The following is a 24110-nucleotide window of genomic DNA, read 5'->3' as shown; positions in this document are numbered from 1 at the left end:
CCCAAGAACGCTGAAGGTTTTGAGAGGAAAGCATGGCAACCGTTGACATCCGCCGTAACGATACCGTGAAGGTTATCACCGGCCGTGACCAGGGAAAAGAAGGGCGCGTTCTGCGTGTTTTTCCTGGCACCGGCAAGGTGCTGGTCGAACACGTTAGTATAGTAAAGAAGAACGTTCGTCCGAATCCTCAGAAGCAGATCAAGGGCGGCATCGCCGAGCAGGAAGCGCCGATCTCCATCAGCAACGTAATGCTGGTATGCGGCACCTGCGGTCCCGTCCGGGTGCGCCACGAAGTGCGCGGGGACAAGAAAGTCCGCGTCTGCGCCAAGTGTGGGACGACGCTCGAAAAGGGCAAGTAAACATCACGAACCGGCTCCGGCCGGTTCAATTGACGACCTCACGCAACGGTAACCACTCCGGGACCGTGAGAGAAAGCGAATAGTAGAATGGCAGCAAAAGAAAACAAGGATGCAAAACCGAAGCAGCCGCAGCAGGCCAAGCAATCGAAGAAGCCTGCCAAGGTAGAGGCTGCGGAGGCTCCCGAGCAGGGTTCAAAGCCGGCACGTCCGAAGCTGAATAATGCGGCTTCGGCTCGCCTCCGTCAGCGTTACTTCGCGGAAACGCGCGCGGCGCTGATGAAGGAACTGGGCCTGACTAATCCGATGGCCGCCCCGAAGCTCGAAAAGATTGTTGTCAATATGGGTGTTGGCGAAGCGACACAGAACGCCAAGGTGCTGGATCCGGCTGTGGCCGAACTGGCGCAGATCACCGGTCAGAAGCCGGTTGTGACCCGGGCAAAGAAATCGATCGCTGCCTTCAAGGTGCGCGAAGGAATGCCGATTGGCTGCATGGTGACCCTGCGTGGCGATCGCATGTACGAGTTCCTGGACCGCCTGATGAATGTGGCGCTTCCGCGCGTCCGCGACTTCCGCGGCGTGCCGTCGCGCTCCTTCGATGGCCGTGGCAACTACACGCTGGGCCTGCGCGATCAGTTGATCTTCCCTGAAATTGATTACGCAAAGGTCGAGCATCAGAAGGGTATGAACATCACCATTGTCACCACGGCAAAGACGGACGAGCATGCTCGCGCTCTGCTGCGTGGACTTGGAATGCCCTTCCGTCAAGCCGGCGCATAAGTTCCCTCTCCCGGGAGCGGCAACGCTCCCGGAGAACGGTTGCAAGCAAAGCAGTGAAACGCGGCTTCGGAATGCAAGCGAAATTGAGCATTCTGAGGTGAATTGAGTAAAGGAAACAATGGCTAGAACATCCAGCATCGCCAAGGACAATAAGAAGCCCAAGTTCTCTTCGCGTCAGCACAACCGCTGCAAGCTGTGCGGACGCCCGCGCGCTTACCTGCGCAAGTTCGGCCTTTGCAGGCTGTGCTTCCGCGGACTCGCGCTGCGCGGAGAGATCCCCGGAGTTTCGAAGTCGTCCTGGTAGGCGAATGGCTCGGCGACCGACCGGTCGTTAATGCCTGAAGTCCACCTGACCTGCGGGGGTGAGCCCCGCAATGGCTGGCACGTGGTCCTTACACGGACCGTCCTGCTGAGCAGGAATTAAACGTCGCCGCAGGTTCTTTCCACTGTAGCCCAGCGAAAGCCACGGGCAGCCGGCAAGCCGGTGCAGTATTGCGCAAGGCCAGCACGCGCAAGAAAGAGAACGGGCGCACGAATTCAGGAGAACGAACATGAGCTTTACCGATCCGGTGGCAGATTTCCTGACCAGGATCCGCAATGGCATCAAGGCCCGGCACCAGAAGGTCGATGCGCCGGCTTCCAAGCTGAAGCTGGAAATCGCCCGCGTATTGAAGGAAGAGGGCTACATCGCCAATTACAAAGCGACCGAGGAAGAGGGCAAGAAGATCGTCCGTGTGTACATCAAGTACAATGCGGATAACGTCGCTGCGATCACCAACATTACTCGTGTATCGCGCCCCGGTTGCCGTGTGTATGTCAATCGCAACGAGATTCCCCGCGTTCTCGGCGGTCTCGGTATTTCGATCCTGACGACCCCGAAGGGCGTTCGGAGTGGCAAGCAGGCCCGCAAGGAAGGCGTGGGCGGCGAGGTTATCTGCCAGGTTTACTAACGATCCGCAACGAGCACTGCGGTCGGAAACGCGGCGTGAAGGCGTCGCTTCCGACCGCTGGTGCTCGGGCGCAGACGAGGCCGGAAATCCGGTCCGGAAGCCCACCGTGGCAGATAGCCATGGCGGTGTAGGAGAATTAAATGTCAAGAATTGGTAAGAAGCCCATCCCGTTGCCCAAGGGAGTCACGTACACTGTTGAAGGCAACGTCATTACAGTGAAGGGTCCCAAGGGGACCGTCAGCAACCACCTTCCGGCGGGCGTCTCGCTTGAGCAGGAAGACGGCACGTTGCTGGTTAAGCGCGAGGATGATTCGAAGGCTGCCGTGCACGGACTTGTCCGCGCACTGGTGAACAACGCCGTAGTTGGCGTCACCAATGGCTGGACCCGCGAATTGGAAATCGTCGGCATCGGCTATCGCGCTGAAATGAAGGGCAAGGGAATTGTTGTGTTCAGCCTTGGCTATTCGCACCCGATCGAGTATCCGCTGCCTACGGGCATCGAGGTTGCCGTCGATCCGAAGCAGACAAAGCTGACGCTGAGCGGAATCGACCGCCAGAAGCTTGGCCAGGTTGCCGCTGAAATGCGCTCCCTGCGTCCGCCTGACCCGTACAAGCAGAAGGGCGTGCGTTACGTCGGCGAGAAGCTGAAGAAGAAGGTCGGCAAGACCGGCGCGAAGTAAAGTATCAGGACGAAGGCTCGCTCCGTGAGCTTAGTCCACTCGGTGAGATTACGGTCTCGCCATCACACTGCGAAGCATCGCGGCCGGACAGGCGATCAGATGTCCATCCGGCTGCGAAGCCAAGCCCTCGGACGAGAATCCGACGGGCGTCCGCACAACCCCGGCGAAGTTATTCGCTGGGACAGACCGGTCCCCGGTACCGGGAGAGAGCTGCGTAAGCTGCTTGAATCCGAGACCCGGGAGTAAGGCCGGAGCGAAGGACAAAGGAATGCTGACAAAGACTTCCAAGAATGCAACGCGCGAGAAGATCCACACACGGATCCGCAAGAAGCTCGCCGGTACCACTGCGCGCCCGCGCCTGAACGTGTATCGTTCTGTCAACCACATCTATGTGCAGCTTATTGACGACGCCAAACACACGACGATCGTCGCGGCCAGCTCGCTCGAACAGGGCAAGGATGGCAAGAAGCACATCTCTGGCGGCAACATCGCCGCAGCTAAGCAGGTTGGAAAGCTGATCGCTGAGCGCGCAAAGGAAAAGGGCATCGAGGCGGTGGTTTTCGACCGCGGCGGTTACCTGTATCACGGACGCATCAAGGCGGTTGCCGATGCTGCCCGCGAGGCCGGTCTTAAGTTCTAGTCCCGAAGGCCGTGAAGGCTCGACACGGTGTGACTTTAAAGCGGGCGAGGTGCAAACCGTTAGTCCGCATGGATTTCGGAGATCGCAGGCGCGGTCTCCAGGAGAATCGATAGCAAATGGCAATCGTCAAGAAAAAGCTCGATGCCGGTCAGTACAACCTGAAAGATCAGGTTGTGAATATCAACCGCGTGACGAAGGTGGTCAAGGGCGGTAAGAACATGTCGTTCGCAGCCCTGGTTGTGATCGGCGATCCCGCCACCGGCGTGGTCGGCTATGGTTCCGGCAAGGCCAAGGAAGTTCCCCAAGCGATCCGAAAGGGAATTGAATCGGCGAAGAAGAACCTGATCAAGGTGAATCTGACCGAGACTTCCATTCCGCACATCTCGCTTGGCCGGTATGGCTCCGGCCGCGTGCTGCTGAAGCCGGCGCCGGAAGGCACTGGCGTGATCGCTGGCGGCGCTGTGCGCGCGGTGATGACCTCGGTGGGTATCCAGAACGTGCTGACGAAGTCGATCGGCACCACTAACCCGCACAACGTGATCAAGGCTACGTTCGACGCGCTGAAGAAGCTGCGTGACCGCAACGAAGTTGCCGCCAACCGCGGCAAGGCCGTGGAGGAGCTCTAAACCATGCCACGTCAACGTACAAAGACTCCCAAGGTGCAGGCTCCGGCAGGCACCAAGATGAAGCTGAAGTGGGTCATCTCCCAGAACAGCACGCCTGAGAAACAGCGCCTCGTGATCAAGGGCCTCGGCTTTACTCGCCTGAATCAGGTGATCGAGCGTGAGGATACCCTGTCGATTCGTGGCATGGTCGCCAAGGTGCCGCATCTGGTCAAGATCGTCGGCGAATAGGCCGGATCTCCTCGCGCCATTTGTCGGCGAGAAGAGATGCGCACCCGATGCGAATGCTGACGGTGAGACGTAGATCCGCCGAATAGGCATTCGCAAACCGAGTCGCTGGCCTTGCCAGCGGCGCCAGGAAACAGCCCGCTCGCCACGGGGAACGCTCCGATTTATCACGGAGATGTTCGGCTGTCACAGACAGCCCATCGGCATGTTTGGCACCATGCAGGGAAACGAACAATGAATCTGTCAACGCTTCGAAAGCCGGCAAAGGCGAACGAGAATCGCAAGCGCGTGGGCCGCGGTATGGGCTCCGGCATGGGTAAGACGTCGACCCGCGGACACAAGGGACAGCGCTCCCGCTCGGGTTCGCGCAGCATGCGCGGATTTGAAGGCGGCCAGATGCCGCTGCACCGCCGTTTGCCAAAGCGCGGCTTCGTCAACATCTTCAAGAAGGAATTTCAGGTAGTGAACCTGTCGCGTCTGGCTGAGTTGGGCGTCGGCGAGTTGAACCCGGAAGTTCTTTTTGAGCGCGGCGTCATCAGCAAGAAGAACGGCCTGGTGAAGGTATTGGGAGTTGGAGAACTCACCACCGCTCTCACCGTGTACGCTCACAAGTTCAGCGAGACGGCACAGCAGAAGATCACCGCCGCCGGTGGCAAGGCTGAGATTATCGCAGTCAAGCAGCCTGCTCCGATCGTGCGCGGCAAGAAGTAAGTTCACCCGAGCCCGCCTGCAGCGAACAGGCGGGCTGGGTCCGATTGTTTCGAGAGGAATGATCGAGACCCGAACAGCATAGGCATCGAGGCCCTCTTCACCATGTTCGAGAAGCTGGCGAACATCTTTAAAATCCCGGATCTCCGCAAGCGTGTGTTCTTTACGCTTGCCCTGCTCGCCGTTTACCGCATCGGCGGCCACCTGCCCACCCCTGGCATTGACCCTGCCGCACTGTCGCGTCTCTTCGCAAATGCTGGCGGCGGACTGCTGGGCTTTGTCGATCTGTTCAGCGGCGGAAACCTACGCCGTCTGACGATCTTTGCTTTGGGCATCATGCCCTACATCACTGCGTCGATCATTCTGCAACTGCTGACCGTGGTCTATGAGCCGCTGGCGCGTCTGCAGAAAGAAGGCGAACTGGGCCGCAAGAAGATCACTCAGTGGACTCGCTATCTGACCGTAATTCTCAGCGCCTTGCAGTCCTTTGGTATCGCAATGACGCTGGAACGCGGCATCGGAGGCGAGCAGCTCGTCCTGAACCCGGGAGTGATGTTCGTCTTGATGACGATCTTGACTCTGACAACGGGCACGACCTTCATCATGTGGCTTGGCGAGCAGATCACGCAGCGCGGTATCGGCAACGGAATGTCGCTGATCATCTTCACGGGCATCGTGGTTGGACTTCCTCGCGCAGTTGTGGAACTGTGGCAAAAGGCTAGCAGCGGCGGCGCCCTGGGTCCGATCGGCATCGTGGTGTTGTTGGCCGTGATGATCGTGGTGGTCGCGTTCATTGTGTTCGTCGAACGCTCTGAGCGCCGGATTCCGGTGCAGTATGCAAAGCGAGTTGTGGGACGTAAGGTCATGGGCGGCCAGTCCACCCACCTGCCTCTACGTGTCAACTCCGGCGGCGTGATGCCGGTGATCTTTGCCAGCTCGGTGCTGACCCTCCCACAGACGGTGGGTTATGCGCTGCAGAACAATAAGTATTTTGGAAACTTCTTCGCCGGGTTGAGCAAAGCCCTGGGATGGGGCGAGCCATTGCATACCTTCTTGTATGCGGTCGGCATTCTGTTCTTCGCGTACTTCTACGTGTCGATCGTCTTTAATCCGAAGGACGTCAGCGACAATATGCAGAAGTATGGCGGGTTCATCCCCGGCATACGCCCGGGCGCGCGTACCAGCAATTACATCAATGATGTGCTGACCCGCATTACCTTGGTGGGCGCGTTGTATTTGATTATCATCTCGTTGATTCCTGAGTGGATGATCGCCGGTATTCATCTCAACAACCTGCCCGTGTGGATGGGCGGCGCGATCTTTGATCGGTTGCCGAACTGGATCCTGCACGGCCTTAACGTGAACTTCTACTTCGGCGGTACCTCGCTGCTGATCGTGGTTGGCGTGGCTATGGACACGGTTAACCAGATCGAATCGCAACTGATCATGCGCCATTACGAAGGATTTACGCCAAAAAGTGGTCGCATCAGAGGTCGTAGAGCGTGGTAAAGTACCTAGCCTTGACATGGGAGTAGATGTCAGGTGTCGGAGGCTACGCGATGGAAGCAGAAGCGGTTCCGGTACGCATCGTGAGTAAGGCAGAAAAGCTAGTGGGCCCGGTGATTCTTTTGGGAGCGCCGGGCGCCGGTAAGGGGACACAAGGAAAGCGGATCTCAGATCATTACGGGATACCGCAAGTCTCTACCGGCGACATTCTGCGGGACAACATCGCCCGTGGAACAGAGCAGGGGAAGATAGCGGGAGCGCTCATGGAGCGCGGCGAATTTGCTCCCGATGACCTAGTTTGCCAGATGGTGGCCGACCGCCTGGCGCAGCCTGATTGTGCACTCGGATTCATCCTGGATGGGTTTCCCCGTACGGTGACGCAGGCCGAGTGGCTCGACAAGTATCTTGCCGAGAGTCGTTTCTTTGAAACTGAGAGTGGTTGTAAGCAGTTGGTTGTGATCCAGTTAGCGGTAGAGTATAATTTACTTTTAAGCAGGCTCACCGGGCGTCGGACGTGTCCTAAGTGTGGACGTATCTACAATGTTCACACCTCTCAGCGGCCGCAGGTAGAAGGCATCTGCGACATCGATGGTACGGCACTTGTAACGCGAAAAGACGATCGAGATGACGTCATCATCGAGCGGCTGAAGAACTACGAAAATCAGACTTTGCCGCTAGTGAACTACTACTCGCAGCGGAAACGTCTGACTGTAATCGACGGCGCGGCGGATCTGGACGTCATAACGGAACAAGCCTTCAAGGCAATAGAACATGGCGATAGTTTGTAAGTCCGCCGGCGAAATAGAAAAGATGCGGCGCAGTGGCCGCATCGTTCGTCAGGTCTTGGACGTAGTGAAAGAGCTCGTGGCGCCAGGCGTAAGCACTATGGATCTGGAGCGCGCAGCAGAAAAGAAAATTCGCGAACTTGGTGCAAAGCCAGCGTTCAAGGGATATTACGATTATCCTTGCGTGCTCTGTACCTCGATCAATCAGGAAGTGGTGCACGGCATTCCCTCGGAGAATCGTAAACTCGCCGAGGGAGATATAGTGTCCATTGACTGCGGCGTAGTGCTCGACGGGTACTATGGCGATTCGGCTATAACGGTTCCGGTGGGTGCCATTAGCGACGAAATGCAGAAGCTGGTGGAAGTGACCGAGAAGTCGCTGCAAAAGGGAATCGAGGCGGCGAAGGCAGGGAACCGTTTAGGCGATATCGGGGCAGCCGTGCAGGAATACGTTGAGGCTGCGGGATTCAGTGTTGTCCGCGAATTTGTCGGGCACGGGATTGGAACCAAGCTGCATGAAGATCCGCAGGTGCCAAACTATGGCGTACGGGATCACGGGCTTAAGCTGCGGGAAGGCATGGTCATCGCCATTGAGCCGATGGTAAATGCTGGTGATGCGTCGGTACGGGTTCTGGACGACAAGTGGACAGCGGTGACACAGGACGGCAAGCCGAGCGCGCATTTTGAGCATTGTGTTGCGATTACAAAAGACGGTCCGGTAATCCTGACCGCTTAGATTCAGAGTTCGGGCACTGACTCGAATCTGGAATGAAATTGAGGTTGGATGAGTAAGGAAGACGCGATTGAAGTAATGGCGATGGTGATCGAGCCGTTGCCCAATGCGATGTTCAGGGTGAAGCTCGAGAACGACCATGAAGTGCTGGCGCACGTGTCTGGCAAGATGCGCAAGAACTTCATCCGCATTCTCCCAGGCGACCGAGTTGCCGTTGAGTTGTCGCCCTACGATCTGAATCGCGGACGGATTGTCTACCGCTATAAGTAGCGGAAAGGATCGCGCAAACCCGCAAAGCCCAGTCCAATGGGCGTGCGGGGTTTTGCGTGTTTGCAGCAAAGGGCCGCAAGGCTCTGGTGGAAGGCCTTCTCTGGTGTGACTCGTTGTACAGAGCTGGCAACAGCGTTATGGCGTCCTCGTGGCACCGGACGGTCTGAGCGTGGATTAGTCGAATAAGGAAATGGCTTATGAAGGTTCGGGCTTCAGTAAAGAAAATCTGTGACAAGTGCAAGGTCATTCACCGCCACGGCGTGGTGCGCGTGATCTGCGAAAACTCGAAACACAAGCAGCGCCAGGGTTAACCCGGGTCTGCTCAACCAGGAGTAGGACACACACATGGCACGTATTGCAGGCGTCGATCTGCCCCGCAACAAGCAGGCACGAATCGCGCTCACTTACATCTACGGCATCGGCCAGCCTCGCGCCCTGAAGATTCTGGGCTCGGCGACGGTCGACCCGCTCAAGAAGATCCAGGACCTGAGCGAAGAAGAAGTGAACCGCATCCGTCAGGTGATCGAGAACGAAGGCCAGGTCGAAGGTGATCTGCGCAAGGAAATCTCGCTACACATTAAGCGGCTCATCGAAATTGGCTCTTATCGCGGCAACCGTCACCGCCGCAGCCTGCCTGTCCGCGGACAGCGCACGCACACCAATGCTCGCACTCGCAAGGGTCCGCGTAAGGGAACGGTGGCTGGCAAGAAGAAGGCGACGAAGTAAGTCGGCCTGCCGCTAGGTCGCGTCTTTCCGCAGGCCGCATCCGTCGGCTCGTATGGAGAGCGCTTACTGGTAACCCCAGAACAGGAATTGAGAACGGAATATGGCAAAAGCAGCTGGCGCCGGCGCTACCGCGTCGGATAAGAAGGGCAAGAATAAAAAGTTCAAGAAGAAGGAGCGTAAACACATCCCGCACGGGATGGTGATGATTACCGCCTCCTTCAATAACACGATCGTGACGATCAGCGATCCGTCGGGCAACGTGATCTCCTGGAAGAGCTCCGGCTCGCTCGGATTCCGTGGCTCCCGCAAGGGCACCCCGTTTGCCGCGCAGCAGGCCGCAATGAACGCCGCCAACACGGCGCGTGATCACGGTCTTCGCTCCGTCGACGTCAAGGTTTCGGGCCCCGGCTCGGGACGTGAGTCGGCGATCCGCGCATTGGCAGCGGCTGGAATCGAAGTGCGTACCATCAAGGACGTCACTCCGGTTCCGCACAATGGTTGCCGCCCGCCGAAAAAGCGACGCGTGTAAGTGAGCTTCGTTGCCGCCCCACATTGGGTGGCTCCCGGCATGGTCGCGTGATTGCGGCAGTGCTGCCGGTCGACAAAGATTTGAGCGGGACAGAAAGGAACCCAACTCCTGTAAACCGCTCCCAGACTAGAGGAGATATAAGTTGGCTCGCTATAAAGACGCAGTATGCCGCCTTTGCCGCCGTGAGGGAACCAAGCTGTTCCTGAAGGGCGCAAAGTGCTTCATGGAAAAGTGTCCAGTCGAGAAGCGCAACTTTGCCCCTGGCCAGCATGGCAAGGATCGCAAAGCGAAGATCGTCGGCTATGGACTCCAGCTTCGCGAAAAGCAGAAGGCCAAGCGCATGTACTTTGCGCAGGAAGGCCAGTTCCGCAACTATTTCGAGAGAGCCGCTCGCGCAAAGGGCGTTACCGGCGAAATCCTGCTCCAGCAGCTTGAGCGCCGTCTCGATTCGGTTGTTTATCGCCTTGGCTTCGCCGTGGCTCGCCGTCAGGCCCGCCAGCTCGTGCGCCACGGACACATCGCGGTAAACGGCCGCAAAGTGAACATTCCTTCGTACCAGGTCAACCTGAACGATGAGATCAGCGTTCGCGAAAACAGTCGCAAGCTTGTGATTCTTGAATCGGCGAAGGACTTTGCTTCGCACCAGACAGCCCCGGCATGGCTGGAGATCGATCGCGACAACTACAAGGGTCGCGTGCTGTCTCTGCCCCGGCGCGACGAAATCAACCTGCCCGTCAACGAGCAGCTCATCGTCGAACTTTACAGCAAGTAATCGGGCACAGGCGGTAGCGCCTGCAAGCTGTACTGCTTCGCGGAGCCGACGCTGCCGGACATGTTTCGGAGTTGTCGAGCAACCAAAATACAGCGGCACGGTATTGACGCCGTGCCGCATCACCCTATCTCGGACCAGATCAGCCTGCGGTGGATGGGTTCCGCAGTGCCAAACGGACGAAGAAAGAGGAGAAACACATGCTCTGGAAGGGTTTTCAAAAACCAAAGCGCTTGGCGATGGACTCTGAATCGCTGACTGACAAGTACGGTCACTTCTGGGCGCAGCCGTTCGAGCGCGGATTCGGCACTACAATCGGAAATGCACTGCGGCGCGTACTGCTCTCCTCCATTGAGGGAGCAGCCATCACCGCGGTCAAAATCGAAGGCGTGCTGCACGAGTTCCAGTCGATCCCCGGCGTCGTCGAAGATGCTACGGACATTATCCTGAACCTGAAGCAGATCCCGTTCAAGCTGGCGGGAGATGCTCCGAAGATGATTTATTTGCGCGCCGATCAGCCTGGCGTGATCACCAGCGGAATGATCGAAGCAGATGGCGATGTCGAAGTTCTCGACAAAGACGTCTACATCGCGACGGTCAGCGAAGGTGGAAAGCTGGACATGGAGCTTCGCCTGAAGAAGGGGCGTGGCTACGTTTCGGCTGACAAGAATTTCGATGAAGACCTCGGCCTCGGATTCATTCCGATTGACTCGGTGCACTCGCCCGTGCGCAAGGTTAACTACTCGGTTGAGGCCGCCCGTCTGGGTCAGATCACCGACTACGACAAGCTGGCTCTGGAAGTGTGGACCAACGGTTCGGTTACGCCTGCCGATGCAATCGGCCTCGCGGCGAAGCTGCTGAAGGACCACATGAACATTTTCATCAACTTCGAAGAAGAAGTTGAGGCTGCCGGAGTTTCGGCCGATAACAAGCCGGAAATTCGCAATGAGAATTTGAACCGCTCAGTCGAAGAGCTGGAGTTGAGCGTTCGCAGCTACAACTGCCTGAAGAACGCAAATATCCAGACGATTGGCGAGTTGGTGCAGAAGTCCGAAGCCGAAATGCTGAAGACCAAGAACTTTGGTCGCAAGTCTCTCAACGAGATCAAGGAAATCCTTGCCTCGATGGGTCTCGGCCTTGGAATGAAGATCGACGAGCACGGCAATGCCGTTGCAACCAGCCAGTCAACAATGGGCGGCGGCAGCAGCTTGCCTCCTGCGTATGGCTCTGGAGACAGCACCCCGGGCTTCTAGTTTTTGTGGCGGGAGGCGCCGCATGGCGCTTCCGCATACTGCCCGGCAGTGCCGGGAAGTCAAGTTCAGCCGGATTCCGAGCGGCTCCGGCTATATTAAGGATTGAGTCATGCGTCATCTTGTAGCAGGTTGGAAACTAGGCCGGAACACCTCCCACCGGCGCGCTTTGCTGCGGAACCTCGTCACTTCTCTGATTCTCGAGGAGCGTATCGAGACGACCGTCACAAAGGCAAAGGCAATCAAATCTCACGCCGAGAGGATGATCACGCTCGGCAAGAAGGGTGGCGTTGCAGAACGCCGCCTGGCAGCGTCGTATCTGATGACGCCGGAAGCGGTCGATAAGCTTTTCGGCACCATTGGACCGCGCTTTGGCGACCGCAATGGCGGCTATACGCGCATCATCCTTACCGGATTCCGCAAGGGAGACGGTGGTGCGAAGGCGTTCATCGAAATTCTCGGCAGCGAGAAGACGATTGACGAAAAGCGCGAAAAGCGCGCCGAAACTCGCGCCAAACGTGCCGAGGAAACCCGCAAGGCTCTGGAAGAGCAGCAGGCACAGGCGGGCGAAGGCGGCGGAGAAGAGCCCAAGGCGTAGTCATGTTCGACTATGCACCTCCCGGTTGCGGCTGGGAACAGAAGTCATGGAATGCGCACCTTCGGGTGCGCAATTCTTTTGCTGAGAGTTTTGCTGAAAGAACTAACCGGGAAGGCAAGAGCCAGGTGACGTCCCAGGACATTGCGCTCTTAGAACCTGCGGGGTAAACATTGGCGCACGGCGCGCGGCAGTATACTGGCCAGACTTTGGGGTGAGTCGAATGCAATTTGGAGCCAGGAAACAAGCAGATTCGGGTGCAGTTCCTCTGCAAAACGCGGTCGTGTGCGTCGATTGCGAGTCACTAACAGACAGCCGGCTGAGCGAATGCCCGATTTGCGGCAGCCAGTCCTTACTGAACGTCTCAGGGATGTTGGGCAATACGCTGCCGCTGCTGAGCCGGCCTGATCGTGGGAAGAACACTGAGCGATTTGATCTGGAGTTCACGATTGATGTTAAGCAGATGGAGTTGAAAGACCTGAATGCCGCGATCCAGCACATCACGGGACTGATAGGCCCACGTCTTGTGCGCGGACGAGCGCACTGCCACATCAGCGTAGAACCGGCGGCTGACGCCCGCGAGGTGGACGAGGACGTGGCCTGAACGCCGGATTGTGAGTAGGGCATCGGGCGATCATGTTGGCAGCACTGGTGTGCGCTGGGTCACTGCATGAGTTTGCAAACAGCGCTGAAATGTGGGGCGGTAAACAATCATGGTGCCGCGGCGTCGTCGCGGCGCGGAGGCGTCCCATGAAACGCATTCTGTTGTTAATGTTCAGCATTCTGCTGGTTGTTAGCCTCGTTCCGGTTGCGGGTTCAGCGCAAAATAAGTCTCAAGCCAAGCTGAAAACAGTGGCTGATGAAGCGGTCACGCTCACGGACGACATCACCCCTCCGAGGCTGACCGAAGTGGCTACCCCGGAGTACACGCCTGAGGCTAAGAAGAAAAAGATTGAGGGTGCCGTAACCCTGCTGATCACGGTTGATAAGAAGGGCGACGTTGTCGATGCGAAAGTGGTGAAAGGGCTTGGATACGGGCTCGACGAGAACGCCATCATTGCCGTGAAGGAGTGGAAGTACAAACCAGCCGAGAAGGATGATCAGCCGATCGCGGTGAAGATGGAAGTAACCGTAGATTTCTACCTGCGAGGCTGAGAGCGAGATTGGAATAGTTGTTGAGGGCGCGGTGCCAGCTGCGCCCTTGTTGCTCGGCAAGCATACGTTCGCGGAGCCAGCAATCACGCCGGTCAGTCCGAGTTCTGCGTCTCAAAACGGAACTATCCACAGATAACCGTCTTTTCCTCAGCCGAAAATGCACTTATTCACCCCGTAACTGCATCTCACAATTGATCGCGGTTTAAGACCGCCTGAACTGTTTGCGTACAGGGGAGTGAGCCGAATCGCAAGAGAAGCGTATACTTGCGAGTTCCGGGTTGATCGCCCGCGACGGACTTAAGAAAGATTAGTCATGAGGCAGGCAAGTACAGTGCCTACGATCTTCTTCGATACATCTCGCGTTTTCTTCATGAACAAACTTCTGAAACGCTGCTGGGCAATCCGGGGAAATTTTCACACCGGACGAGACAGTGACTTCGGGGCTCCTGCTATAATCCCTAGTTCTCGTGATGTGCCTCACAGAACAATGGTTAATGCATCACATTGGCAATAAGGGCAGGAACGGCTTTACGAGGATTCAGACGGATTCGGCGCAGTTTTTGAAATGTCGCTTCTCATTCCGAAATTCGAGCGAACAGATAGCTACGCAACGGAAAACTCCCATACATGGCGCAGATCTTTCATCGCAGTGCGAATTCGATAGCTAAGGCCTCTATCATCGGCGGACTGGTGCTGGTGGTAGGTCTTTTGTGGGCAGCGTTGCAATTGCAGCGCTCTCCTTATTTCACCTATGCAGGCGTGGCGCGTCCGCAGCCGGTTCCGTTTCCACATCAGCACCACGTCGCCGGGCTAGGCATCGATTGCCGCTACTGCCACACTTCGGTTGAAGTGTCGGGGTATGCCGGCATTCCGCCGACGAAGACGTGCATGAACTGCCATTCGCAGATATGGACGGCAGCGCCCATGCTGGAGCCGGTGCGCGAAAGCTATCGCAGCGGTCGCAGCCTGAGCTGGACGCGCACGCATGATCTGCCAGACTTCGCGTATTTCGATCACAGCATTCACGTGAACAAGGGTGTCGGGTGCAACTCGTGTCACGGGCGCGTGGACAAGATGAACCTGATGTACAACCAGGCTTCTCTGCAGATGGAGTGGTGTATCAATTGCCATCGCGCGCCGGAGAAGAATCTACGTCCGCACTATGTGAAGCCGGATCCTAAGGATCCTTCGACGATGGGCGATCAGATTTTCAATATGGCTTATGAAGAGCCTTCGCCATCGCATCCGGTGACGATTCAGGAAGGCAATACATACAAGAGGTTCACCAGTCAGACCGGGCCAGATGGGCTTGGAACGCATCTGGTGAAGGCGAATAACGTGCGCTCACCGCGTGACATCACGAGTTGCAACACGTGCCACCGATGAGCGTCATATTACGCCAGCAATGCCGTTTTTCGCATTTGGTCGCAGCAGCATTAGCAGAGACTCTGACGAGTGGAATCAAAGCGAATGGATAAGGTCGAGAACACTGGAATCGGGGATGTGTGTCCGAGCAAGAAAAATAAGCTGGAGCTGAGTGAAGTTCGCGAGAAGCTGAGCGAAGCGCGCGGACCCCAGTACTGGCGCACTCTGGACGAATTGGCGCAGACTCCTGAGTTCGAGGAGATGCTGCACCGCGAGTTTCCCAAGCATGCCTCGGAGTGGAGCGATAAGAGCTCGCGCCGCGACTTCATGAAGATCATGGGGGCTTCGCTGGCACTCGCTGGGTTGAGCGCCTGCACGAAGCAGCCTCTTGAGCCAATCGTTCCTTACGTGCGGCAGCCCAACAATGTTCTGCTTGGCAAGCCTTTGTTCTATGCGACCGCGATGCCGTTGGGTGTTTACGGCACTGGCCTGCTGGTGGAGAGCCATGAGGGACGCCCGACAAAAATCGAAGGCAATCCGCAGCATCCGTCGTCTCTCGGCGGGACCGACGTATTCAATCAGGCGAGCGTGCTGAATCTGTATGACCCCGACCGGTCGCAGGTCAACACGTACCTGGGTGAGTCGCGTGCGTGGCCTGACGTGCTCTCGAGCTTGCGCGGACCGATCGATGCGCATAAGAAGAGCCAAGGAGCGGGACTGCGCGTGCTGAGTGGAGCGACCTCGTCGCCTTCGTTCATCGCACAGATGCAGAATTTCCTAAAGGTCTACCCGCAAGCCAAGTGGTACCAGTGGGAGGCCGTCAATCGCGATAATGTTTATGCGGGTGCACAGCTTGCCTTTGGTCAGCCAGTCGAGGCAGTTTACGACTTTTCGAAGGCCAAAGTTGTCCTCTCGCTCGATGCGGATTTCCTGTCATCGGGCTTCCCTGGATTCCATAAGTACACGAGAGAATTCTCGACGCGCCGCCGTCCTGAGCTGAAAGAAGAGATGCTGCGCTTCTATGCCGTCGAGAGCGCGCCTACAAACACGGCAGCGAAGGCGGATCACAGGCTGCATCTGAAGGCGAGCGAAGTTGAAGTGTTTGCGCGAGCGCTGGCGTCAGCGCTGGGTGTGGCCCAGGCAGGTGGCGGGTTCAAGGACAATCAGAAGAAGTTTGCCGAGGCGCTGCTGAAGGACCTGCAAGCGAATCGTGGTGCAGTGCTAGTCGTTGCAGGGGATGCACAGCCTCCTGCGGTTCACGCGCTGGCGCATGCGATCAATGGCGCTTTGGGTGCCGCGGGCAAAACGGTGAGCTACATCGATCCTATCGATCCGTTTGCGAATGTATCGAAGGTGGATCAGCTTCGTCAGCTTGCAGGCGAGATGCACAGCGGCAAAGTAGATATGCTGGTGGTGCTCAATACCAATCCGCTCTATGACGCGCCGCCGGACATTGGATTTTATGACGCGATGAACCATGTTCCACTACGAATTCATCTTGGACTGTATCAGGATGAAACGGCGAAGTATTGCCATTGGCACCTGAACGCCTCGCACTACCTGGAACACTGGGGTGACACGCGGTCGTTCGATGGAACGGTGAGCTTCGTTCAGCCACTGATTGCGCCGCTTTACGGCGGACACAGCGAAAGCGAGCTGATCGAGTTCCTGACCAACGAGAACGAGGCCTCGAGTTACGACATAGTGCAGCGTTATTGGCAATCGCAGCACGCGGGCGCCGATTACAAGATGTGGTGGGAGCGCTCGCTGCACGACGGATTCGTTGCCAACTCGGCATTGGCTCCCAAGACGGTTGCGGCAAAAGCCGCGGCGCTGCCTGCGATGGCAACGCCTACGAACGGACTGGAAATCATTTTTCGCCGCGACCCAACGGTGTACGACGGACGCTTCGCCAACAACGGATGGTTGCAGGAAACGCCAAAGCCAATGACGCAGGTCTGCTGGGACAATCCTGTGATGGTGAGCGTACCGACGGCGAAGAAGCTGAACCTGAAGAGCGAAGATGAAGTCGAGCTGGAGCTAAATGGGCGCAAGGTGAAAGCCGCTGTCTGGCTGACGCCAGGACACCCGGATGATGCGATCACGGTGACTCTCGGCTATGGACGCGAGAAAGCCGGGCGGGTCGGCTCTGGCGTGGGTTTCAGCGCGTACCAACTGCGTTCGTCCAACGCACTCTGGAATGCCGGCGGAGTAAAAATGACCGCTACGGGCGGGCATTATGGATTGGCTTCGCCGCAAGGCTTCCAGAACATGGCGGGGCGCGCCATTGTGCGTGCGGCGACGCTCGAAGAGTTCATCAAGACGCCGGGGTTTGCACACGAGATGGTAGAAGCACCTGCGCCAGGGCTGACCATGTATCAGCCTTATGAGTACAAGGAACACAAGTGGGGCATGGCGATTGACTTGAATGCCTGTGTCGGATGCAAGACCTGCACCGTCGCCTGCCAGGCTGAGAACAACATCGCCGTAGTTGGCAAAGACCAGGTAAAACGTGGCCGCCATATGAACTGGCTGCGCATCGATAACTACCATGAGGGCTCGCCTGAGGACCCGAACACCTACTTCCAGCCGGTGCCATGCATGCAGTGTGAAAACGCTCCATGCGAGGTCGTGTGCCCGGTGACGGCTACGGTGCACTCGTCGGAAGGCCTGAATGACATGGTGTACAACCGCTGCGTGGGCACGCGCTACTGCTCCAATAACTGCCCGTACAAGGTGCGACGTTTCAATTTCCTGCTGTTCCAGGATTTCGATACGCCACAGCTGAAGTTCCAGCGTAATCCTGAGGTGAGCGTACGAAGCCGCGGCGTGATGGAAAAGTGCACGTACTGCGTACAGCGAATCACGCATGCCAGAATCGACGCCGAAGAGCAGAACCGCAAGGTTCGCGACGGCGAGGTGATGACCGCGTGCCAGCAGGCTTGCCCGGCTGATGCAATCGTCTTTGGCGACTTGAATGACCCGAACAGCCGGGTTTCAAAGCTGAAGGGACTGCAGCGGAATTACGGATTGCTAGAAGAACTCAACACGCGCCCGCGTACCACTTACCTGGCAGCGGTGCGGAACTCGAACCCTGAGTTGGAGTCGTAAAGGATCATGGAACAATCTCCGGAGACCAAGGCTTCCACGACACTCGAACGGCTGCTGCCCGGGCAGGCCCCCGTGCTTACGCCCGGCCACACGCTGGAAACGATTACGGACAAGATCGTCTCGATCGTGTTGCGGCGGCCGGTCACGTTGGGCTGGCTGGGAGGCTTCGCGATCTTCTTTGGCCTGCTGAACTTGCTGATGTTTGCCGCCGCCTACCTGTTCTATCGAGGCGTCGGCATCTGGGGTATCAACATCCCGGTGGGCTGGGGATTCGCCATCGTGAACTTTGTGTGGTGGGTCGGTATCGGCCACGCGGGTACGTTGATCTCTGCGATTCTGCTGCTGCTAAAGCAGGGATGGCGCAACTCGATCAATCGCTTTGCCGAAGCGATGACGCTTTTTGCCGTGGCATGCGCCGGCATCTTCCCGCTGATCCACACCGGTCGTCCTTGGTTGGCATACTGGCTATTTCCGTATCCCAACACGATGAGCATATGGCCGCAATTCCGCAGCCCGCTGCTATGGGACGTTTTTGCAGTTTCGACGTACGCGACGATCTCGGCGCTTTTCTGGTTCGTCGGCTTGATTCCCGATCTGGCGACGTTCCGCGATACGGCGACGAATCCTGTGGCTAAAGCAATCTACGGGTTGCTCGCAATGGGATGGCGCGGGTCGGCGCGCCACTGGAAGCGGTACGAGAGCGCTTACATATTGCTTGCCGGACTGGCTACTCCGCTGGTGCTCTCGGTGCACACGGTGGTGTCCTTCGACTTCGCAATTTCAATTCTGCCGGGCTGGCATACGACGGTCTTCCCGCCTTACTTCGTCGCGGGCGCGATCTACTCCGGCTTTGCCATGGTGCTGGTGCTGGCGATTCCGATTCGCCGCTTCTACGGTGTGCAGGACATGATGACCCTGCGCCATCTTGATAATGCTGCCAAGGTGATGTTGGGCACCGGACTGATTGTGGCCTACGGCTACACGATGGAAGCGTTCTACGCCTTTTACTCGGGGAACGTCTACGAACAGTTCATGTTCAAGAACCGTGTGCTGGGACCGATGGCGTGGTCGTACTGGTGTCTGATCCTCTTCAACATTCTCATCCCGCAAGTGCTCTGGATTCGCAAGGTGAGACTGAATCCGCCGCTGCTGTTCCTGACGTCGTTGGTGGTTTTGTTGGGCATGTGGCTGGAACGGTTCGTCATCGTTGTGACCAGTTTGCATCGCGACTTCCTGCCGTCTTCGTGGGGCAGCTACGTGGCCACACGCTGGGACTACGCGGTATTCGCGGGCACATTGGGATTGTTCTTCTGTGCGATGTTCCTGTTCGTAAGGCTGATGCCGATGATCACGATCTTTGAAATGCGCATGCTGTTGCCGGAAGCGAAACTCAGCGAGGAGGTAGCCGCTCATGACTGAGTTGCACGGTGTGGTGGCTGAGTTCGAAAATGCGGATGGCTTGCTGGCCGCCTGCAAAAGGGCTTATGCCGCCGGTTATCGGCGCATGGATGCTTACACACCATTTCCCGTGGAGGAGATTGCGGACGCAATCGGATTCGAGAAGACGCGTGTGCCTCTGGTGACACTGGTTGGCGGAATCCTGGGCGGGTTGAGCGGATTCCTGCTGCAATACTGGGTGCACGTATGGGCGTATCCAACAAACGTGGGTGGGCGTCCGCTGAATTCGTGGCCTTCGTTTGTGATTATCACCTTCGAGATGACAATCTTGTTCGCGGGCATTTCTGCCGTGGTCGGCATGCTTACGCTGAACGGACTGCCTCAACCGTATCATCCGATCTTTAATCATCCGCGTTTCTCGTCGGCAAGCCGCGATCGTTTCTTTCTGTGTATCGAGGCAGCAGATCCGAAATTTGATTTGAGCGAGACAACGCGATTCCTGCAGGCGACGGAAGCACTCGATGTTGCGGAGGTCGCCGACTAACTATGGCATACGAACTCATGAATCGCAGGATTGGAAAGTTCGCCGGAAAGATGGCGCTGGCGGTGGTGGCAGCGGCAATGATGCTGCTGGCATCGTGCAGAGAGGACATGCATAACCAGCCCAAGTTTATTCCGCTGCGAGAGAACACGTTCTATCCGGATATGCGCTCGGCCCGCGCGCCAGTCGAAGGGACGATTGCACGCGGACAATTGGAGGACGATCCATTGCTCTACACCGGCAAGGTGAACGGACAGGAAGCCGACCAATTGCCATTTCCGATGACGGAGAAGGATCTGGCGCGCGGCCGCGAGCGGTTCAATATCTTTTGCTCGCCGTGCCATTCGCAACTGGGCGACGGCAATGGAATGATCGCGCTGCGCGGATTGAAGAATCCTCCTTCGTACTACGAGCCGCGCCTGATGAAGGCTCCGATTGGACATTTCTTCAACGTCATGACGAATGGCTGGGGTGCAATGGGAGATTATTCGGCGCAGGTCCCAGTCGCCGATCGCTGGCGCATTGCGGCCTACATTCGCGCGCTGCAACTCGCGCATCCGGTGAAGACCGAAGTAGCGGAAGAGAAGCAGGTGATCTCGCCGCGAACCGTGACCAAACCCGGCAGTGTGGCAGGGACTGATCGTCCGGAGGCGAAATAGTATGAGTACGACAACCTATCCCGCTTCCTATCGATTTGAAGCTCCGTCCACGGCTCGAGCGCTCTCGACTCGCTGGTTGGCGATCGGAGCAGTAGGTGCTCTCGCCGCGATCGCCGGAGCGTTCATTTCAAGCGCGCAGTTCTATCGCGGATACCTGATCGGCTACATGCTGATACTCGGCTTCTCGCTGGGTTCGCTGGCGCTTCTTATGCTCGGGCACCTGACAGGTGGCAACTGGTGGATGCTGGGCCGCCGAGTGATGGAAGCGGCTGTGTCCAACATTCCGCTGCTAACGGTTCTGTTTATACCTATCTGGTTGGGACGATACAGTCTCTATGTCTGGCTCGATCCGGCATATGTTTCAACCCACAGAGAGGTCGCGGCAAAGGCTCTTTATCTAAACGATCATTTCTGGACGCTGCGCGCTGTAATCTATTTCGCTCTTTGGAATCTTTGGGGATGGATGCTACGCAAAGGCTCCTTCCGGCAGGACGTAGATGATTCGCCGCGAGTGTGGCAAGGGTTGAAGGGCTGGTCCGCACCGGGGATTCTCGTGTATGGGCTGACGATCACGTTGGCATGCACGGACTGGGTTATGTCGCTTGACCCGAGCTGGTATTCGACGATCTTCGGCATGTTTTTCATGATCAGCGAAATGCTTTCGGTGATGGCGCTGATGACCGTCATCCTGTGCTCGATGCGCACTGTGGAGCCGTTCACCGAAATTCTTCGGCCAGATAAACTCCACGATTACGGAAAGCTGATGCTTGCATTCACGATGGTCTGGGCTTACTTCAGCTTCTCGCAGTGGCTCATCATCTGGGCCGGTAATCTCCCGGAAGAAATCACCTGGTATCTCGACCGCATTCACGGTGGATGGCAAATCGTCGCGCTAATGCTGGTTTTCCTGCAGTTTGCATTGCCGTTCACGTTGCTGCTGTCGCGCGACTTGAAACGTGACGCGCGCAAGCTGGTACCGGTTGCGCTTATCGTGCTGGTGATGCGCTATGTGGACCTGTACTGGCTGGTAGCTCCAAATCCGTTCCCGGGAAGCACTCCGGAATCGCACCATCTCACGTATCACTGGACTTATCTGGCGGCGCCTGTCGCACTCGTGGGCATGTGGCTTGGGCTGTTCTTCCGTGAGTACGGAAGAAGACCGTTGCTGGTGGTCACCGAGCCGATGTTGCCGCGCCTTTGGGAGCAGAACCATGGCCACTAATCACGGGCATTTTGGCGGCGCGGATCGCAATCCGAGCGTTGATTACGACAAGAGTGACATGAATGCACGAGGCATTCTGATCTTCTTCCTCGTGCTGGCGATTTTCGCTGTTGCCATTCACCTTGGTGTACTTGGCATGTACATCGGAATGACGAAGGTTGCGGAGAAGCACGATCCGGAGATGAGCCCCTTGGCTCCGAAAGCGGTGGCTCCGCGGTCAGGCATTATGACCAACACTGCAAACGTCAATGTGATGCGATTCCCGGAGCCACGTCTGCAGGCAGATGAGACAGTGGACATGGCGCGTTTGCTGTTGGCTGAAAATGCCGCGCTGAATGCGCAGGCGTACCAGGACGCACAGGGCAGCGCACACATGCCTATCGATCAGGCAATGAAAGAGGTTGCGACAAAACTGCCGGTAAGGCAGGGAAGCACTGCACCTTTGCCGGACTATCCCGGCGTGGGAAGACAATACTCGAAGCCTCCGATCACAGAAGCTCCACAACAGGACTACCAGATGAATTTGAACTCAGAGGTGCCGCAGCGCGGTAAGTGAGTTGATTTGGCAGCGAAATAGGACGGGAATCATGTTGGGTCATAACACAATTCGAAGATTGGCGTTGAGTTTGGCTATGACGGTGGCGATGTCGGCTACGGCGATCGCACAGTACTTTACTCCGCCTGAAACGAAAACCGTTGCACCTCCTGGTTTGGAAGGCGTGAGTATCGATCAACGCTTGAACGAGCAGGTGCCGTTGAATCTTCAGTTCAAAGATGAGCAGGGGAACACGGTGAAGCTGGGCGACTATTTTCACGAGGGGCGCCCTGTGATCCTGAACCTCGTGTACTACGAGTGCCCCATGCTGTGTACCGAGGTTTTGAACGGCCTTACGTCAGCCTTGAAAGTAATGAAATTTGTACCGGGCCAAGAGTTCGAAGTCGTTACCGTCAGCATTGATCCTCGCGAAAAGCCTCAGCTCGCGGCTAATAAGAAGCAGATGTATCTCAAGCGGTTGGGCAATCCGGCGGCGGGAAAAGGTTGGCATTTCCTTACCGGCGAGCAGCAGCAGATTTCAGAACTGGCCAATGCGGTCGGTTTCCGCTACCACTATGATGCGAAGCTCAATCAATTTGCGCATGCCGCGGGCATCATGCTGATCACGCCGACAGGAAAGATCGCACAGTATTACTACGGTGTCGAATACTCGGCGAAAGACATGCGGCTCGGGATTGTCGAAGCTTCTCAGAACAAAATCGGGTCACTGGCCGATCAGGTGTTGCTGTACTGCTATCACTACGATCCCCGCACGGGTCACTATGGCGCGACCATCACGAACATTGTTCGCCTGGGTGGCATCACGACTGTAGTTGTGCTGGGTAGTTGTCTTGTACTGCTGTTTCGCAAAGAGAAGCACGATCAAGGAATCGGAACAGGACGGGCATAAATCGATATGTGGTCAAATTTGCCACTATTTCCGGCGCGCGCTAGCTCAATGGCCGGACACGTTGACGCACTGTATTTCGCCCTGGTGGCGATTACGGCCTTCTTCACGATTTTAATCTCGGGCTTGATCCTGTACTTTGCTGTGCGTTACCGAAAGGACCGCAGCCCCGAGGCAACACAGATTCATGGGTCCACCGCGCTGGAACTGCTCTGGACGGGGATTCCGCTCGGCATCGTGATGATCATCTTCGTGTGGTCGTCCGTCATCTTCTTCATGCAGACGCGTCCGCCGAAAGGCGCGATGGAAGTCTATGCGGTCGGCAAGCAGTGGATGTGGAAGTTCCAGCACACAGAAGGGCAGCGCGAGATCAATCAACTGCACGTCCCATCTGGCCGCGATGTGCGCATGATCATGACTTCGCAGGACGTGATCCACGACTTCTTCGTACCTGCCTTCCGCATCAAAGCTGATGTATTGCCGGGACGTTACACCTCGACCTGGTTCCATGCGACTGAACCGGGGCGCTATCACTTGTTCTGCGCTGAGTACTGCGGCACTCAGCATTCAGGAATGATTGGCGAAGTCATCGTGATGGAACCGGCTGATTACGACCGCTGGGCAGCAAGCGGAGTAGATGGATCTCTGGCTTCCGCTGGTGAGAAGAGCTTTCAGCAGTATGGCTGTTCCATGTGTCATCGCGCAGATGCCGCCGGGCGTGGGCCGAATCTAATTGGAGTATTTGGCAAGCCGGTGCTGCTGGATGATGGACGATCGGTAACAGCCGATGAAAGCTACGTGCGTGAATCGATTCTGAACCCTGGATCAAAGATTGCAAGCGGATTCAAGAACATCATGCCGACATTCCAGGGACAACTCAGCGAAGAAGAAGTGATTGGGCTGGTGGCATATATCAAGGCACTCGGCAATGGTTCGGCAAACCTGCCCCTGCCCGTGAGCGAGCCGAATTCGGGAGTATATCCGGTGGCTCCGAAGAACGAGGGCACGGTGCAGAAGAGCGATCAGACCGCAGCTCCAGCAACCAAAGCAGAACCGGCTAATCCGGGCGCAAAGCAGTAAAGGGTGAAT

The 24110-nt window shown here is 57.0% G+C and carries 30 protein-coding genes; all 30 read left to right on the top strand.

From position 1 onward, the window contains the following. The first annotated feature begins 32 nt into the window (after positions 1 to 32). Positions 33 to 359, top strand: a complete 327-nt coding sequence (gene rplX, locus AC6IY8_RS11690) for a 50S ribosomal protein L24 (protein WP_497774655.1) — start codon at positions 33 to 35, stop codon at positions 357 to 359. Positions 360 to 446: 87 nt separating this feature from the next. Further along, entirely contained in the window at positions 447 to 1136 is a 690-nt protein-coding gene (gene rplE / locus AC6IY8_RS11685) for a 50S ribosomal protein L5 (RefSeq protein WP_497774654.1), read from the top strand. Positions 1137 to 1254: 118 nt separating this feature from the next. Beyond that, positions 1255 to 1440 carry a type Z 30S ribosomal protein S14 gene (locus AC6IY8_RS11680; protein WP_497774653.1) on the top strand — a complete coding sequence of 62 codons (186 nt, stop codon included), beginning with the start codon at positions 1255 to 1257 and terminating at the stop codon, positions 1438 to 1440. A 247-nt stretch (positions 1441 to 1687) separates the two neighbouring features. After that, positions 1688 to 2086: a 30S ribosomal protein S8 gene (gene rpsH / locus AC6IY8_RS11675; protein ID WP_497774652.1), complete on the top strand. Its 399-nt coding sequence runs from the start codon at positions 1688 to 1690 to the stop codon at positions 2084 to 2086. A gap of 140 nt (positions 2087 to 2226) precedes the next feature. Continuing rightward, a complete protein-coding gene (gene rplF / locus AC6IY8_RS11670; protein ID WP_497774651.1) occupies positions 2227 to 2766 on the top strand; it encodes a 50S ribosomal protein L6 in 540 nt (179 codons plus the stop codon). 268 nt (positions 2767 to 3034) lie between these two features. Beyond that, positions 3035 to 3406: a 50S ribosomal protein L18 gene (gene rplR / locus AC6IY8_RS11665; protein ID WP_497774650.1), complete on the top strand. Its 372-nt coding sequence runs from the start codon at positions 3035 to 3037 to the stop codon at positions 3404 to 3406. A 116-nt stretch (positions 3407 to 3522) separates the two neighbouring features. After that, entirely contained in the window at positions 3523 to 4032 is a 510-nt protein-coding gene (gene rpsE / locus AC6IY8_RS11660; RefSeq protein ID WP_497774649.1) for a 30S ribosomal protein S5, read from the top strand. A 3-nt stretch (positions 4033 to 4035) separates the two neighbouring features. After that, positions 4036 to 4260, top strand: coding sequence for a 50S ribosomal protein L30 (gene rpmD / locus AC6IY8_RS11655; RefSeq protein WP_497774648.1), 225 nt, complete (start codon positions 4036 to 4038; stop codon positions 4258 to 4260). A 231-nt stretch (positions 4261 to 4491) separates the two neighbouring features. Further along, positions 4492 to 4968, top strand: coding sequence for a 50S ribosomal protein L15 (gene rplO, locus AC6IY8_RS11650; RefSeq protein WP_497774646.1), 477 nt, complete (start codon positions 4492 to 4494; stop codon positions 4966 to 4968). Positions 4969 to 5070: 102 nt separating this feature from the next. Continuing rightward, positions 5071 to 6474: a preprotein translocase subunit SecY gene (secY, locus tag AC6IY8_RS11645; protein WP_497774645.1), complete on the top strand. Its 1404-nt coding sequence runs from the start codon at positions 5071 to 5073 to the stop codon at positions 6472 to 6474. 50 nt (positions 6475 to 6524) lie between these two features. Then, positions 6525 to 7259, top strand: coding sequence for an adenylate kinase (locus AC6IY8_RS11640; RefSeq protein WP_497774644.1), 735 nt, complete (start codon positions 6525 to 6527; stop codon positions 7257 to 7259). Next, positions 7243 to 7992, top strand: coding sequence for a type I methionyl aminopeptidase (gene map, locus AC6IY8_RS11635; protein WP_497774643.1), 750 nt, complete (start codon positions 7243 to 7245; stop codon positions 7990 to 7992). Before AC6IY8_RS11640 ends, map begins: the two co-directional genes overlap by 17 nt. Before the next feature lie 48 nt (positions 7993 to 8040). Next, a complete protein-coding gene (infA, locus tag AC6IY8_RS11630) occupies positions 8041 to 8259 on the top strand; it encodes a translation initiation factor IF-1 (RefSeq protein WP_497774641.1) in 219 nt (72 codons plus the stop codon). Between the two features lie 197 nt (positions 8260 to 8456). Further along, positions 8457 to 8570 (top strand): 50S ribosomal protein L36, encoded by a 114-nt coding sequence (gene rpmJ, locus AC6IY8_RS11625; protein ID WP_497774640.1) that lies wholly within the window; start codon positions 8457 to 8459, stop codon positions 8568 to 8570. A 34-nt stretch (positions 8571 to 8604) separates the two neighbouring features. Further along, positions 8605 to 8985, top strand: coding sequence for a 30S ribosomal protein S13 (rpsM, locus tag AC6IY8_RS11620; protein ID WP_497774639.1), 381 nt, complete (start codon positions 8605 to 8607; stop codon positions 8983 to 8985). Between the two features lie 100 nt (positions 8986 to 9085). Next, a complete protein-coding gene (rpsK, locus tag AC6IY8_RS11615) occupies positions 9086 to 9514 on the top strand; it encodes a 30S ribosomal protein S11 (RefSeq protein WP_497774638.1) in 429 nt (142 codons plus the stop codon). A 142-nt stretch (positions 9515 to 9656) separates the two neighbouring features. After that, a complete protein-coding gene (gene rpsD, locus AC6IY8_RS11610) occupies positions 9657 to 10286 on the top strand; it encodes a 30S ribosomal protein S4 (protein WP_497774637.1) in 630 nt (209 codons plus the stop codon). 197 nt (positions 10287 to 10483) lie between these two features. Next, positions 10484 to 11536: a DNA-directed RNA polymerase subunit alpha gene (locus AC6IY8_RS11605; RefSeq protein WP_497774636.1), complete on the top strand. Its 1053-nt coding sequence runs from the start codon at positions 10484 to 10486 to the stop codon at positions 11534 to 11536. 109 nt (positions 11537 to 11645) lie between these two features. Further along, complete coding sequence (gene rplQ / locus AC6IY8_RS11600) at positions 11646 to 12131, top strand: 50S ribosomal protein L17 (protein WP_497774635.1); 486 nt, start codon at positions 11646 to 11648, stop codon at positions 12129 to 12131. 367 nt (positions 12132 to 12498) lie between these two features. Continuing rightward, positions 12499 to 12732 (top strand): hypothetical protein, encoded by a 234-nt coding sequence (locus AC6IY8_RS11595; RefSeq protein ID WP_497774634.1) that lies wholly within the window; start codon positions 12499 to 12501, stop codon positions 12730 to 12732. Positions 12733 to 12878: 146 nt separating this feature from the next. After that, complete coding sequence (locus tag AC6IY8_RS11590; RefSeq protein WP_497774632.1) at positions 12879 to 13283, top strand: energy transducer TonB; 405 nt, start codon at positions 12879 to 12881, stop codon at positions 13281 to 13283. A 627-nt stretch (positions 13284 to 13910) separates the two neighbouring features. Continuing rightward, positions 13911 to 14669, top strand: coding sequence for a cytochrome c3 family protein (locus tag AC6IY8_RS11585; RefSeq protein ID WP_497774631.1), 759 nt, complete (start codon positions 13911 to 13913; stop codon positions 14667 to 14669). 69 nt (positions 14670 to 14738) lie between these two features. Beyond that, positions 14739 to 17759, top strand: a complete 3021-nt coding sequence (locus AC6IY8_RS11580; protein ID WP_497774630.1) for a TAT-variant-translocated molybdopterin oxidoreductase — start codon at positions 14739 to 14741, stop codon at positions 17757 to 17759. Positions 17760 to 17765: 6 nt separating this feature from the next. Further along, on the top strand, positions 17766 to 19178 hold the full coding sequence (nrfD, locus tag AC6IY8_RS11575) for an NrfD/PsrC family molybdoenzyme membrane anchor subunit (protein ID WP_497774629.1): 1413 nt from the start codon (positions 17766 to 17768) through the stop codon (positions 19176 to 19178). Continuing rightward, on the top strand, positions 19171 to 19701 hold the full coding sequence (locus AC6IY8_RS11570; RefSeq protein ID WP_497774628.1) for a DUF3341 domain-containing protein: 531 nt from the start codon (positions 19171 to 19173) through the stop codon (positions 19699 to 19701). Before nrfD ends, AC6IY8_RS11570 begins: the two co-directional genes overlap by 8 nt. 2 nt (positions 19702 to 19703) lie before the next feature. After that, a complete protein-coding gene (locus AC6IY8_RS11565) occupies positions 19704 to 20357 on the top strand; it encodes a c-type cytochrome (protein WP_497774627.1) in 654 nt (217 codons plus the stop codon). Position 20358: 1 nt separating this feature from the next. Then, complete coding sequence (locus AC6IY8_RS11560) at positions 20359 to 21579, top strand: hypothetical protein (protein WP_497774626.1); 1221 nt, start codon at positions 20359 to 20361, stop codon at positions 21577 to 21579. Next, positions 21569 to 22135, top strand: coding sequence for a hypothetical protein (locus AC6IY8_RS11555; RefSeq protein WP_497774625.1), 567 nt, complete (start codon positions 21569 to 21571; stop codon positions 22133 to 22135). Before AC6IY8_RS11560 ends, AC6IY8_RS11555 begins: the two co-directional genes overlap by 11 nt. 64 nt (positions 22136 to 22199) lie before the next feature. Further along, complete coding sequence (locus AC6IY8_RS11550) at positions 22200 to 23024, top strand: SCO family protein (RefSeq protein ID WP_497774624.1); 825 nt, start codon at positions 22200 to 22202, stop codon at positions 23022 to 23024. A 6-nt stretch (positions 23025 to 23030) separates the two neighbouring features. Continuing rightward, positions 23031 to 24101 carry a cytochrome c oxidase subunit II gene (gene coxB / locus AC6IY8_RS11545; RefSeq protein ID WP_497774623.1) on the top strand — a complete coding sequence of 357 codons (1071 nt, stop codon included), beginning with the start codon at positions 23031 to 23033 and terminating at the stop codon, positions 24099 to 24101. The last annotated feature ends 9 nt before the right edge of the window (positions 24102 to 24110 follow it).

The organism is Koromonas soli (assembly GCF_059726265.1).
This window is presented reverse-complemented; position numbering and strand designations above follow the sequence as displayed.